We start from the raw sequence: 13319 nt of genomic DNA on the forward strand, positions 1-13319 counted from the left end.
CCTCGAGCAGATGGGGATGTTCAGTGAGCGGCGGAGGCGGCCGGGTGCAGCGCCGTGAGCAGGTGGTCGGCCAGCGGCGGCCGGGGGCCGCCGTCCTCGGCGCGCAGCGTGCGCAGTTCGTGGTCCAGGCGCTTGCGGTCGTCCGCCGTGATGACGAGGGCGGGCAGCAGCAGCTCCAGCGCGTGCGCGGCGTCGGCGCGGCGGCCGCCCACGTGCACCCAGAGGCGCAGGGCGTCCAGCGCCGCCCGGGTGTGGGCGCGGTCGCCGAGCGCGGTGCGCCACAGGGTGGCGAGGTCGCGGGCCGCATCCGCCTCGTACATCCCGCTCTCGGCGTACCAGCCGACGAGCGCGCCGTCCTCGGCGTTGTCGCAGGCGCGCACGAACGCGGCGAGCGCCAGGTCGCGCACCGCCGGCGTGTCCAGGTACAGCAGCCGTACGAACTCCGCGAGCACCTCGCCGCGGCGGCGGCCCGGGCCGCCCGACAGCAGCAGCGCGGCGGACTCGGTGAGGCTGTCGTGCTCGGCCTTGTTGCCGGCGTCCGCGCGGGCCCGGGCGGCGAGCGCGCCGAGCGCGGCTCCGGCGAGGTCCGGGCGCAGCGGGGCGAGCAGGCCGAAGGCGCGGATGGCCGTCCAGCGCCGGCCCGCGTGCCCGTCCGAGCACCACTGGGTGAGCAGCCGCAGCACCACCGGCACGTCCAGGAGCTGGGCGAGGGTGAGCGTGTTGGCGGCGGTGACGCGCGGTCCGACCGCGCGGGAGGTCGCCCAGCGGTCGACGAGCAGGGCCATCGTCGAGGGCAGGTCGGCGGCGGCGAGCTGCGCGGTGGCCGCGGCCGCGCGGGTGCGTACGAGGGGTCGCCCGTCGCGGGCGAGCTGACCGATCCAGGCGACCAGCGCGGGCCGCGCGGAGGGGTGCCGGGTCCACACCTCGGTGAGCAGCACCCGCGGGGTGCGCTCCTCGCGGAAACCGGCCGTGAACTGCGTGACCGGCCCCCACTCGGTCGCCTCGCCGCGCAGTTCCCCCTCGGCCCGGGCGAAGGCGAGCCGGTCCGCGGCCGCCGGCCCGAACACCGGGATCTCGGGCGGCTGTTCGGGGTGCTGAAGCCGCTGGAAGTGCACGTACAGCTGGTCGGCGAGCTCGGCGGCCAGTACGTAGGGGGCCTGGTCGAAGACGGCGAGCGAGATGAGGAAGGCCTTGTCGCGCAGGTCCGTGCCCGGGTCGCCGAGCCAGTCGCGGCAGCGCTTCTCGACCGCCGCCTGCCCGAAGTCCGCGAGCCGCGCGAGGGCCTCCGCGCTGCCGTCGTGGGCGGCGAGCGCCTCGGCGAACGCGGCCGCCTCGGCGGGCTGCCGGTCGGCGGCGAGGAAGCCGGCCACCGGCTCCAGCGCGAGCAGCCGCTCCACCTCACCGGCGGCCCGGCCGTACCGTGACAGGTGCGCCCTCACGACGTCCTCCGCGCCCGGCGGCTCCCAGGCGCAGGGCGCGATACCCGGCAGGTGGGGGGAGTTCTCCACGGTGACGACGAGATAGCCGTCGGACTTCTCCAGCTGCTCGCGGGCCGCGTACAGGTGGGTGTCGCGCAGCGGGCGGTTGCGGCTGAGCGGGAGGTCCCGCAGGACGTGTCCGCCGGGCCGGGTCAGGCGCCCGGCCAGCGCGCCCGGAGTGGTCTCGGGGTCCAGCGCGTGCACACCGGGCACGCCCAGGCGGTGCAGCAGCATCAGCGCGGCGGCGCTGCGGCCGGTGGCGTGCGCGCCGGACAGCACCAGCACCCGCTCCTCGCGCAGCCGGCCCAGGGCGCCCGCGAAGGCGGGGCCGTCCGCGAAGACCGCGGCCAGCGCGTCCAGACGGGCCCGGGGTATCTCGCCGGTCGCGTCCGGTGTGGCGCCGGCGGGCCCGTGGTAGTGGTGCTCGGTCCGGCCGCCCATGTAGACGTCGCCGTCGACCCGGCCGCCGGACACGCCGTGCTGGGCCCCGCCGACCAGGCTCCCGCCGAAGGCCGCGGTGTCTCCGAGGATGAACCCCGGGGTGTGCGCGAACAGCTCGCGCTGGGCGGCCCGGGCCTCCTGCGTGCGCTCCTCGGTGCGCTCCTCCTCGGGCCCGGCGCCCTCGCCCGCGGCCCCGTCCGCGCCGGGCGTTCTGGGCGTCCCGGGCGCCGTCGCGTCCGCCGGAGCCGCCGGGGAGCCGGGGCCCGCCGGGCGTACGCCCTCGGGCGCCTCCTCCGCCGCGGGCGCCGTCACGCGCCCTCCCCGGCCGTGCCCGCCGTACCGCCCAGACGCACGTCACCGGTGACCTGGCCGCCGGACACCCCGTGCTGGTCGCCGCCGACGAGGCTGCCCCCGAAGAGGGGGCCGCCGCCGGCGAAGTTGAACACCGGGCCGCCGGGGGTCCCGGCCCGGCCGGAGGCCGCCCCTTGTGACCCCGGTGCCGGGCCGTCCCCCGAGGAACCCGGCACCGGGGCCTCCCCCACCCCCGTGTCACCGTGGTCTTCGCCGCCGGGCGGCACCGGGCCGTGCAGCCAGGCGCGCAGCGGGCCGTTCTTGCCGGTCATCGTCACGGGGTGGAAGTCGGCGGCCGGCACGCCGGCGTGGTCGTGGCGCACGATCCCGGCGTGCACGCCCTCGGACACGCACAGCGCGAGGCCGTCCGGGCGGCCCCGCAGCGCCTCGCGCAGCAGCTGGGCGTCGAGCAGCCGGCAGGCGTCGTTCAGGTCGGAGCCGACCCAGCCGCCGTGCCCGTCCACGGCGACGTAACCGCTCGCGACCACGCCCCGCAGCCGGATCTGGGCCGTGCTGGAGGCCATGCGGTTGTACTCGTGCAGCTGCGCCGGAAGCTCCGTGAGCAGGGCCCGCAGCAGCGCCCGTACGGAGGCGCCCGCGTCGATCAGCTCCATCACAGAGTCGCCCCGGTCGGCCCGCAGCCGCAGCGTCTCCTCGATGCCCGCGGCCTCCAGCGTGCGGTCGGCGATGTCGTAGAGCTTGCGCCGCAGGATCGCCTGGGCGACGTCGTCCCGGTCGCTGTACTTCTCGATGTCGAGCAGGAGGATCGTCCGGCTCACGGGGTCGGTCATGGTCGCCTTTCCACGGCTGGCGGTGGTTCGGTGCCGGGCGGGGACCAAGCGCCGCCCGGGGCAGAAGGCTGACGCCGGACGCCTCCGGGGTGTGAGGACGAATGACCCACCCGAACTGTGACCGTGTGCACACACGCCCCACCGACCGCCCCCGCCCCAGCCCCCACCGACAGCCCTCAACCGGCCGCCCGCTACGGGACTCACCGGGCGCACCGCCCGCCGCCGAGACGGAACTCACGCGGCCACGGGGGGTTCACCCGGGCTCACCGAGGCCTCCGCCTCCGGCTGCCCACCGCCGGGCCGCCCGCGCTCGCCGGCTGCCCGCAGGCGAGGGCACATCGGCCGCCTGCGACGGGGCTCACCTGGCCCCACCGCGCCCCCGCCACTGGCTGTCCGCCGCCGGGCTCACCCCGAACCTCACACTGGCCACCCGCCACCGGGCGCGCCGGCCACCCGCGAGGGGGCTCACCCGGGCCCACCGAGCCCGCCCTCGGGCTGACCACGCTCGCCGCCCGCCCGCTGCGGCCCCCGCCGCCGGGCCGACCCGGCCCCACATAGGCCCAGCCGCCAATGCTCACCCGGCCCCACCTCGGCCGCCCCGCCGCCGACCACACCGGCTGCACGTGACGGGGCTCACACGGCTCCAGGGCCCCCGCCAGCGGCCGCCCGCCAGGGCTCACCCGGCCCGCTGCCCGCCGGCCACCGAACTGACCCGCTCGCCGGCCCCACATTCACCGGCCACCCGCCGCCTGGCTCACCCGGCCGCCCTACCCCGACCGCCCGCCGACAGGCTCACCGCCCGCCATCAGGCCCGCGTCCAGCCGCCCCCAGGCTCACCCGGGTTCCTCCGCGCGGGCGATTCGGCGGAGGACGTCCGGGCGTACGATCACCAGGGCCCGTCGCCCGGTGGTGACGACGCCCCGCTCGCGCAGCCCCTTCAGCAGGCGCTGGACCGCCTCGCGGGAGGCCCCCACCGACCCGGCGAGCTCCTGCTTGCTCAGCGGCACGGACAGCTCCACGCCCTCGGGGGTGCGCCTGCCGTGGGTGCGGGCGAGGTCCAGCAGAAGGGCGGCGAACCGCTCCCTGACGGTCATCGAGGCGAACTCCAGCCGCCGCCGGTCGGCCGCGCGCGTCCGGTCGGACGTGAGGCCGAGCAGGGCGAAGGAGACGGCGGGGGAGCGGGCGAGGAACTCGGTGAACCGCTCGCGCTGCACCGCGACCGTACGCACGTGCTCCAGCGCGGTGACCGTCGCCGACCTGGTCCGCCCGGTCAGCGCGGCCGACTCGCCGACCACGTCACCGGGGCCGCGCAGCGCGAGCAGCGCCTCGTACCCGTTGGCCGCGGCCGCCGTCACCTTCGTCCAGCCCTGCACGATGAACAGCACGTGCGCCGAGGGCTTGCTCTGGTGGATCAGCACCACCCGCGGCGCGTACGCCAGCTCGTTGCCGAGCCCGAGCAGGGCGTCCTGGTCGGCCTGCTCCAGCCGGGCCAGAAAGGGCACCACGTCCCCCAGGCCCTCGTCCCCGGGTGTCCCCGCCAAGCGACCAGCCGTCATCGAACCCCGTCCCCCCATTGGCCCGGCGACCGCTCAACGTACTGAAGCGGCGGCCCGGGCGCGACGGAACCGACGGGTTTGCGTATTCGCCGTACGCATCCGTGTGTGGAGGGCACAATCGCGGGAAACCTGAACCGGGACAAGTCCGGCGTGTCGGGGTGGACTCCATTTGTTTTGACCGAAGTCCGTGAGGTAGGTACGCTCAGACCTTGTGCCTGGGGTGTGCCCTGGCCCTCGTGCGTGCCTTCTGAACCGCACCGAGAGCCGTCTTTGGCCACCGTGATCCGCGCCTCTTTCTGCCTAGCGGCGGGAGTCCGCAGGATTCGACACACCCGACCGCGTGGGTCGGCGACGTTCCAGGTTAGCTGTACCCATCGGCACACAGAAACCGGAGAAGTAGTGCCTACGATCCAGCAGCTGGTCCGCAAGGGCCGGCAGGACAAGGTCGAGAAGAACAAGACGCCCGCACTCGAGGGTTCCCCTCAGCGTCGCGGCGTCTGCACGCGTGTGTTCACGACCACCCCGAAGAAGCCGAACTCGGCCCTCCGTAAGGTCGCGCGTGTGCGTCTGACCAGCGGCATCGAGGTCACGGCCTACATTCCGGGTGAGGGACACAACCTGCAGGAGCACTCCATCGTGCTCGTGCGCGGCGGCCGTGTGAAGGACCTGCCGGGTGTTCGCTACAAGATCATCCGTGGCTCCCTCGACACCCAGGGTGTCAAGAACCGCAAGCAGGCCCGCAGCCGTTACGGCGCCAAGAAGGAGAAGTAAGAATGCCTCGTAAGGGCCCCGCCCCGAAGCGCCCGGTCATCATCGACCCGGTCTACGGTTCTCCTCTGGTGACCTCCCTGATCAACAAGGTGCTGCTGAACGGCAAGCGCTCCACCGCCGAGCGCATCGTCTACGGCGCCATGGAGGGCCTGCGCGAGAAGACCGGCAACGACCCGGTCATCACGCTCAAGCGCGCTCTGGAGAACATCAAGCCGACCCTCGAGGTCAAGTCCCGCCGTGTCGGTGGCGCCACCTACCAGGTGCCGGTCGAGGTCAAGCCCGGCCGCGCCAACACCCTGGCGCTGCGCTGGCTGGTCGGTTACTCCCGCGCCCGTCGCGAGAAGACCATGACCGAGCGTCTGCTCAACGAGCTCCTCGACGCCTCCAACGGCCTCGGCGCCGCTGTGAAGAAGCGCGAGGACACGCACAAGATGGCCGAGTCCAACAAGGCCTTCGCGCACTACCGCTGGTAGTCGCTACCCACATCGAGACCGAGAGAAGACTGAAGCCTTATGGCTACCACTTCACTTGACCTGGCCAGGGTCCGCAACATCGGGATCATGGCCCACATCGACGCGGGCAAGACGACCACCACCGAGCGGATCCTGTTCTACACCGGTGTGTCCTACAAGATCGGTGAGGTCCACGACGGCGCTGCCACCATGGACTGGATGGAGCAGGAGCAGGAGCGTGGCATCACGATCACCTCTGCTGCCACCACCTGCCACTGGCCGCTGGAAGACGTCGATCACACCATCAACATCATCGACACGCCGGGCCACGTCGACTTCACCGTCGAGGTGGAGCGTTCCCTGCGCGTGCTCGACGGTGCCGTGACGGTGTTCGACGGCGTCGCCGGCGTCGAGCCCCAGTCCGAGACGGTGTGGCGTCAGGCGGACCGCTACGGCGTTCCGCGGATCTGCTTCGTCAACAAGCTCGACCGCACCGGTGCCGAGTTCCACCGCTGTGTCGACATGATCTCCGACCGTCTGGGCGCCCAGCCGCTGGTCATGCAGCTGCCGATCGGCGCCGAGGCGGACTTCAAGGGCGTCGTCGACCTGGTGACGATGAAGGCCTTCGTGTGGTCCGCCGAGGCCACCAAGGGCGAGATGTACGACATCGTCGACATCCCGGACACCCACACCGAGGCCGCCGAGGAGTGGCGCGGCAAGCTGCTCGAGGCCGTCGCGGAGAACGACGAGGAGCTGATGGAGCTGTACCTGGAGGGCACCGAGCCCTCCGTGGAGCAGCTGTACGCGGCGATCCGCCGTATCACCATCGCCTCCGGCAAGGGCACCGGCACCACGGTCACCCCCGTGTTCTGCGGCACCGCCTTCAAGAACAAGGGTGTCCAGCCGCTGCTCGACGCGGTCGTGCGCTACCTGCCCTCCCCGCTCGACGTCGAGGCCATCGAGGGCCACGACGTCCGGGACGCGGAGAAGGTCGTGACGCGCAAGCCGTCCGACGACGAGCCGCTCGCCGCCCTGGCGTTCAAGATCATGAGCGACCCGCACCTCGGCAAGCTCACCTTCGTCCGCGTGTACTCCGGCCGTCTGGAGTCCGGCACCGCCGTGCTGAACTCCGTCAAGGGCCGCAAGGAGCGCATCGGCAAGATCTACCGCATGCACGCCAACAAGCGTGAGGAGATCGAGTCGGTGGGCGCCGGCGACATCGTCGCCGTCATGGGCCTGAAGCAGACCACCACCGGTGAGACGCTGGCGGACGAGAAGAACCCGGTCATCCTGGAGTCCATGGACTTCCCGGCGCCGGTCATCGAGGTCGCGATCGAGCCCAAGTCCAAGGGTGACCAGGAGAAGCTGGGTGTCGCCATCCAGCGTCTCGCGGAGGAGGACCCCTCCTTCCAGGTGCACACCAACGAGGAGACCGGCCAGACCGTCATCGGCGGTATGGGCGAGCTTCACCTCGAGGTGCTCGTCGACCGCATGAAGCGCGAGTTCAAGGTCGAGGCCAACGTCGGCAAGCCGCAGGTCGCGTACCGCGAGACCATTCGCAAGGCCGTCGAGAAGGTCGAGTTCACCCACAAGAAGCAGACGGGTGGCACCGGCCAGTTCGCTCGCGTCATCATCGCGATCGAGCCGATCGAGGGTGGCGACACCTCGTACGAGTTCATCAACAAGGTCACCGGTGGCCGCGTGCCGAAGGAGTACATCCCCTCGGTCGACGCCGGTGCGCAGGAGGCCATGCAGTTCGGCATCCTCGCCGGCTACGAGATGACCGGTGTGCGCGTGACGCTGCTCGACGGCGCCTACCACGAGGTGGACTCCTCCGAGCTCGCGTTCAAGATCGCCGGCTCGCAGGCCTTCAAGGAGGCCGCGCGCAAGGCCAGCCCGGTTCTCCTCGAGCCGATGATGGCCGTCGAGGTCACCACGCCCGAGGACTACATGGGCGAGGTCATCGGCGACATCAACTCCCGCCGTGGCCAGATCCAGGCCATGGAGGAGCGGGCGGGTGCCCGCGTCGTGAAGGGCCTCGTGCCCCTCTCGGAGATGTTCGGTTACGTCGGCGACCTGCGCAGCAAGACGTCCGGCCGGGCCAGCTACTCCATGCAGTTCGACTCCTACGCCGAGGTTCCGCGGAACGTCGCCGAGGAGATCATCGCGAAGGCCAAGGGCGAGTAACTCAGCCGAGTTCCAGCCCTTAGGCTTGACTCCGGAGCCTCGAGGGGCATTCCACCTCTTCCGTAGCGAAGCGGGAGGAATGCCCCGGGGATCCGGGCCATCCAGCAAAGATCACCTGGCGCCGATGAAGTAAGGCGTACAGAACCACTCCACAGGAGGACCCCAGTGGCGAAGGCGAAGTTCGAGCGGACTAAGCCGCACGTCAACATCGGCACCATCGGTCACATCGACCACGGTAAGACGACCCTCACGGCCGCCATTACCAAGGTGCTGCACGACGCGTACCCGGAGCTGAACGAGGCCACCCCGTTCGACAACATCGACAAGGCTCCCGAGGAGCGCCAGCGCGGTATCACCATCTCCATCGCGCACGTCGAGTACCAGACCGAGGCGCGTCACTACGCCCACGTCGACTGCCCGGGTCACGCGGACTACATCAAGAACATGATCACCGGTGCCGCCCAGATGGACGGCGCGATCCTGGTGGTCGCCGCCACCGACGGCCCGATGCCGCAGACCAAGGAGCACGTGCTCCTGGCCCGCCAGGTCGGCGTTCCGTACATCGTCGTCGCCCTGAACAAGGCCGACATGGTGGACGACGAGGAGATCATGGAGCTCGTCGAGCTCGAGGTCCGTGAGCTTCTCTCCGAGTACGAGTTCCCGGGCGACGACCTTCCGGTCGTCCGTGTCTCCGCGCTGAAGGCCCTCGAGGGCGACGCGCAGTGGACGCAGTCCGTCCTGGACCTCATGAACGCCGTCGACACCGCGATCCCGGAGCCGGAGCGCGACGTCGACAAGCCGTTCCTGATGCCGATCGAGGACGTCTTCACGATCACCGGTCGCGGTACGGTCGTCACCGGCCGTATCGAGCGTGGTGTCCTCAAGGTCAACGAGACCGTGGACATCATCGGCATCAAGCCGGAGAAGACCACCACCACGGTCACCGGCATCGAGATGTTCCGCAAGCTGCTCGACGAGGGCCAGGCCGGTGAGAACGTCGGTCTGCTGCTCCGCGGCATCAAGCGCGAGGACGTCGAGCGCGGCCAGGTCATCATCAAGCCGGGCTCGGTCACCCCGCACACCGAGTTCGAGGCCCAGGCCTACATCCTGTCGAAGGACGAGGGTGGCCGCCACACCCCGTTCTTCAACAACTACCGCCCGCAGTTCTACTTCCGTACGACGGACGTGACCGGCGTCGTGACCCTCCCCGAGGGCACCGAGATGGTCATGCCGGGTGACAACACCGAGATGAAGGTGGAGCTCATCCAGCCCGTCGCCATGGAGGAGGGCCTGAAGTTCGCCATCCGTGAGGGTGGCCGCACCGTGGGCGCCGGCCAGGTCACCAAGATCAACAAGTGATCGCGGCCAGGTAGCATCAGCGTGAGCTGAGCTCCTGAAAGGGCCCGTACGACTTCGGTCGTACGGGCCCTTTCGCATGCGCGGGAGGGGGCGGCCCCGAGCGACACGCCGGGGGAGCGTGACGAAGGGGGGCTGGCGGCGGTTGATGAGTCGAAGGGGTCGAAGGGACCGTATCGAGCGAGGTCAGGGGGAATGGTGGACGCTGGACCGCACGGAGGGCCGGGCAGCGCAAGGGACCTGGCGTCCTCGCCGGCCGAGAAGCGGGCCGCCGCACTGTCCATCGAGACCGGCATCGCCCCCGGCACGCGCAGGGCGGGGGAGTGGGCCGACGAGGACACGGCCGCGGCGGTGACCGCCTTCGGCGCACGCGACGGGGCGGGCTGGCTGACCTCGGCCGCCCTGAGGAAGGCCCACCACAGGTGGACGGACCAGGTCCGCGACCTGATGGACCGCCTGAGCACGGAGCGGGACGCGCTGCGGAGCACCAACCGGATCCTGACGAGCACGGACCTGGCGACGGGCTCGACGCTGCGCGAGATCTCGGTACTGGACGGGTTCTGACGCGCGAGGGGCGCAGGGAACGGGGACAGCCATGCCGACGTACCACGAAATCATGAGCACGAACTTCTCCGCACTCACCACGGCGGCCGACCGCTGGGACGCGATGGCGGCGGAGTTCGAGAACCAGGGGAAGGCCTACGGGCGCGAGGTCCACGGCATCGCGATGGGCCGCACCTGGACGGGCCTGAGCGCGGAGGCCGCGAGCGCGCGCTTCACGGTCACCCTCAAGGAGTTCCAGTACGCCCGGACGGAGGCGAGGGCGGTCGCGTCACTGCTGCGGGACGCGCACACCCAGTTCACCGCGCTGCGGGCGAGGCTGAGGACGGTGTGCGCGGAGGCGGTGGCGGCCGGGCTGAGGGTGTCGGAGCGGGGACTGGTGACCGCGGACGGGCCGCACCATCCGGAGTCGGCCGTACGTTCCTGGCAGGACCGGATCGACAAGGTGGTCCGTGAGATGACGGACGCCGACACGGGTGTGCACATCGCGCTGGCCGCGGTGACGGTCGACTCGGACGTGCCGGCGGGCGGCAGGGGCTTCAACGGCGGCGCGCTCGGCGACATCGAGAGGTACGAGGCCCAGGCGGCGCGGAACACGCTGACGAAGCTGAGCAGGGGCGGCCACCTGTCGGGTGCCGAACTGGCCGAACTGGAGCGGACGTTCCGAGACAACAGCGGCGACGAGGCGTTCTCCCGAACGGTGCTGGACGACCTGGGCCCGGCGGGCACGATCCGCCTGACCAACGAGCTGAACGACCTGTCCCACGTCCGCCCAGGCCACGACGCGCAGAGGTACGCGACCCTCGAAACCGGCCTGGCCGACACGCTGGCGACGGCGACGCGGAACACAAACTCGCAGTGGTACCGCCACTGGCGCACGGGCATGCGCCACGCGGGCGTGGCGCACTACGCGACCGACGCTCAGGGAGCCCGCCTGGACAAGGCGGTGGGCTACCAGTCCTTGGCCACGCTGATGCGGAAGGGCCACGGCTACGGCCGCGGCGTGCTCGAGGACCTGACCGACGACATGATCGCCGCGGAACGGCGGAACCCGGGAATCTGGCGCCTGAAGGGCGCGTACGCCGGCCACCACGAGGGCTGGTTCGCGAACGACCCGGTGGACGGAATGCTCGGCATCATGAGCCGGGACCCGGCGACGGCGGCCCATTACCTGAGCAACGAGTCCCACATGAAATACCTGATGAAGGACCGCGACTGGAAGGTCACGCTGTACGACCACGGAGGCGATAAGCCGTCCGGCTACACCCCGTCCTTGGACACGGACAACCGAGCGGGCTTGGGCGCCGCCCTCCAGTCAGCGGCAACCGGAATCGACCCCTCGGACAAACACGGGCACTACGTACCCCACACGAAACAAAATGAAGCGGTACTGAATTCGGCAATCGCCTGCTTGTCCGACCAGGGCGACGACTTCCCCCCGGCACTGCGCCGCCCGATGGCCGGCATCCTGGTGAACCACGGTGCGACGGTCCACGCGTCCATGAGCGAGATCGACATCTCGAAGTCCCCCCTGAAACAGGACGAACTCTTCGAGGTCACGAAACAGATCTCCAAGGACAAGGACGCCTACGCCACGCTGAACGGCGGCCTTAACCAGGCCCTGGTCTCAGCCATCCACCAGGACCCCTCCCGCTCCACAGAACCCTTGATCCGGGCCGGCCGAACAGTCGGCTTCCTGGAAGAGGCCCGCATCCAGTCCCAGGGCGACCCCCAACAAGCCACCTTCGAAACCAAGCCCCTGATCGACAAGGCCATCAGCTACATCCCGGTCGTGAGCGGGGACGTGCAGGAGGGGTTCGATTACGTGACGGGGAAGTGGATGGAGGATGAGCAGAGGAGGCTGGATGAGGGGCAGGCGGATGAGAACATTCAGTCCTACTCAAAAAGAAATGGGCAGTTGATGGCGCTTTCCGATGAGTGGACCAGAGTAGATCGAGGGAGACGTGACTCAGAGTTTGAAGCGCAGGCGCAGATCAATCGTTCTGCGGTAGACGGAATGACGCACGCTCGAGGAATGTCCGGAGAGCGGCTGAAATGACCTTACCTGTCCGCGCGTGTTCACGCATGTTCTGGGTCCTTCTGTCGGCCCTCGTTGCGAGTTGCAGTCCTGTTGTGGGCGGTGTGCCCAGCACGATTTGCGGGACGCGTATTGATGGTGGTGTCGTGCGTTCGCTTTTTCCCTCCGTTCGAGGTCTGCGCGAGTTCAGTCGAGTCGATGCAAACCGTGCCACATCAGCCCCTTGTCTCCTGCTCTCCGGGCGTGACCCGGTGCTTGAACTTAACTTCTATTGGACCGTTGAAGCTCCAGACGTGACCCATTTCGCGGAATCCCGCGAGTTGCTGCTCCGCATCGAACAGTTGCGAAACGTCGACAAAACTAGCGCCGTTGGTAACAATGGCGGCATCTCGACAGCGCCTTGTAATTTCAGAGGCAAAAACTACTTCACATTGACCTTTCGGTTGCCCCAGTTGAGCCCAGCTGACCCAACTCACCGCAAGGACATCGAGAAGTTCATGCGTGCCTACTTCCCCGCCACGGTCAGGACGCTCGGCTGCGAGCGGACGAGCCCCTCGCCGCAGACATGAGTACGTGCACTCATGTCCCGCTCGCCACAAGCGACTTGGATGATGTGACGTTGGCCGTATCCCTCACGCGAGGGCACGCCCCGACGGAGATGTGTCACTGCTCGTAGATAGAGTTGTCACCGAGGCTTCCGCTTTACGAACGCACGGGGGAGGACGTTGTGTTGCCGAGCGATGCCGGGTCCGGAGCGGCCGACCAGCCGCCGTCGTTGCTGTCCGGCCTAGCAGGCATGTCCGGCGCCCTGAGCGCCGCGGTAGGCGCCCAGGCCGACATGGCCATGGAACTGTCGTCGTTCACGAAGTTCCAGAAGCGAGTGGACGACCTGATCCGCGACCTGAAGGGCTCGGACGCCGGCCCGACGAAGGTCGGACAGTCCCAGCTGGCCCGCCACCAGTTCGGCGGCGGGGGCGGCTCATGGGCCGAGGCCGCCGGCCTCTACACGGCGTACGAGACGGTGATCAGCGAGCTGGAGACACTGTCGAAGCTGCTGTCCGACTCCATGGAGGGCATGGGCATCGCCGTCATGGCCTCGCACAAGGGCTACCAGAACATCGACCTGGACACCCGCCACCGCATGGCGGCGATCAGCGCCGAGGCGAGGAAGAACTACGGCGGGAACTACGATCCCTCCCTGCCCCAGCACAGCCACGACGCCGGAACCAAGTCGCCGCATACCGAGCAGTCGCCGACGGGCGACGCGGGCGGCTCGATCTGATGGTGGGCGAGGGTTCTGGCTCTGGTGGTGGTACGTCCTTCGAGGGCATGAGTCA

Annotated in this window: 11 protein-coding genes; 8 read left to right on the top strand and 3 right to left on the bottom strand. The window is 70.0% G+C overall.

All coding sequences use genetic code 11. The features are described from left to right. Positions 1-20 precede the first annotated feature (20 nt). The 3 genes from IE217_RS26370 to IE217_RS26380 form a co-directional block, all read right to left on the bottom strand. Positions 21-2231, bottom strand: a complete 2211-nt coding sequence (locus tag IE217_RS26370) for a hypothetical protein (RefSeq protein ID WP_190180447.1) — start codon at positions 2229-2231, stop codon at positions 21-23. After that, positions 2228-3061, bottom strand: a complete 834-nt coding sequence (locus tag IE217_RS26375) for a hypothetical protein (protein WP_190180448.1) — start codon at positions 3059-3061, stop codon at positions 2228-2230. Before IE217_RS26375 ends, IE217_RS26370 begins: the two co-directional genes overlap by 4 nt. A gap of 833 nt (positions 3062-3894) precedes the next feature. Next, on the bottom strand, positions 3895-4617 hold the full coding sequence (locus IE217_RS26380; protein WP_190180449.1) for a Crp/Fnr family transcriptional regulator: 723 nt from the start codon (positions 4615-4617) through the stop codon (positions 3895-3897). Positions 4618-5016: 399 nt separating this feature from the next. Here IE217_RS26380 and rpsL point away from each other — a divergent pair, with 399 nt between their 5' ends. The 8 genes from rpsL (at position 5017) to IE217_RS26420 (ending at position 13264) form a co-directional block, all read left to right on the top strand. Beyond that, positions 5017-5388, top strand: coding sequence for a 30S ribosomal protein S12 (rpsL, locus tag IE217_RS26385; RefSeq protein WP_003948652.1), 372 nt, complete (start codon positions 5017-5019; stop codon positions 5386-5388). A gap of 2 nt (positions 5389-5390) precedes the next feature. After that, on the top strand, positions 5391-5861 hold the full coding sequence (rpsG, locus tag IE217_RS26390) for a 30S ribosomal protein S7 (RefSeq protein ID WP_003998848.1): 471 nt from the start codon (positions 5391-5393) through the stop codon (positions 5859-5861). Positions 5862-5900: 39 nt separating this feature from the next. Next, entirely contained in the window at positions 5901-8027 is a 2127-nt protein-coding gene (fusA, locus tag IE217_RS26395) for an elongation factor G (protein WP_190180450.1), read from the top strand. Positions 8028-8192: 165 nt separating this feature from the next. Next, complete coding sequence (tuf, locus tag IE217_RS26400) at positions 8193-9386, top strand: elongation factor Tu (protein ID WP_190180451.1); 1194 nt, start codon at positions 8193-8195, stop codon at positions 9384-9386. A gap of 192 nt (positions 9387-9578) precedes the next feature. Further along, positions 9579-9947, top strand: a complete 369-nt coding sequence (locus tag IE217_RS26405) for a hypothetical protein (protein WP_190180452.1) — start codon at positions 9579-9581, stop codon at positions 9945-9947. A gap of 52 nt (positions 9948-9999) precedes the next feature. Next, positions 10000-12003: a hypothetical protein gene (locus IE217_RS26410; RefSeq protein WP_229865622.1), complete on the top strand. Its 2004-nt coding sequence runs from the start codon at positions 10000-10002 to the stop codon at positions 12001-12003. Between the two features lie 83 nt (positions 12004-12086). Beyond that, positions 12087-12551 (top strand): hypothetical protein, encoded by a 465-nt coding sequence (locus tag IE217_RS26415; RefSeq protein WP_190180454.1) that lies wholly within the window; start codon positions 12087-12089, stop codon positions 12549-12551. Between the two features lie 227 nt (positions 12552-12778). Beyond that, on the top strand, positions 12779-13264 hold the full coding sequence (locus IE217_RS26420) for a DUF2563 family protein (RefSeq protein ID WP_190180455.1): 486 nt from the start codon (positions 12779-12781) through the stop codon (positions 13262-13264). The last annotated feature ends 55 nt before the right edge of the window (positions 13265-13319 follow it).

Origin of the sequence: Streptomyces naganishii JCM 4654 (assembly GCF_014650575.1) — a bacterium.
Lineage (GTDB): Bacteria > Actinomycetota > Actinomycetes > Streptomycetales > Streptomycetaceae > Streptomyces > Streptomyces naganishii.

What these genes read in the sequence shown, in the direction of transcription:
- IE217_RS26420 (WP_190180455.1), top strand. Translation starts at nt 12,779, where the DNA reads ATGTCCGGCGCCCTGAGCGCCGCGGTAGGCGCCCAGGCCGACATGGCC.
- IE217_RS26375 (WP_190180448.1), bottom strand. Translation starts at nt 3,061, where the DNA reads ATGACCGACCCCGTGAGCCGGACGATCCTCCTGCTCGACATCGAGAAG.
- fusA (WP_190180450.1), top strand. Translation starts at nt 5,901, where the DNA reads ATGGCTACCACTTCACTTGACCTGGCCAGGGTCCGCAACATCGGGATC.
- rpsG (WP_003998848.1), top strand. Translation starts at nt 5,391, where the DNA reads ATGCCTCGTAAGGGCCCCGCCCCGAAGCGCCCGGTCATCATCGACCCG.
- IE217_RS26410 (WP_229865622.1), top strand. Translation starts at nt 10,000, where the DNA reads ATGAGCACGAACTTCTCCGCACTCACCACGGCGGCCGACCGCTGGGAC.
- IE217_RS26405 (WP_190180452.1), top strand. Translation starts at nt 9,579, where the DNA reads ATGGTGGACGCTGGACCGCACGGAGGGCCGGGCAGCGCAAGGGACCTG.
- IE217_RS26380 (WP_190180449.1), bottom strand. Translation starts at nt 4,617, where the DNA reads ATGACGGCTGGTCGCTTGGCGGGGACACCCGGGGACGAGGGCCTGGGG.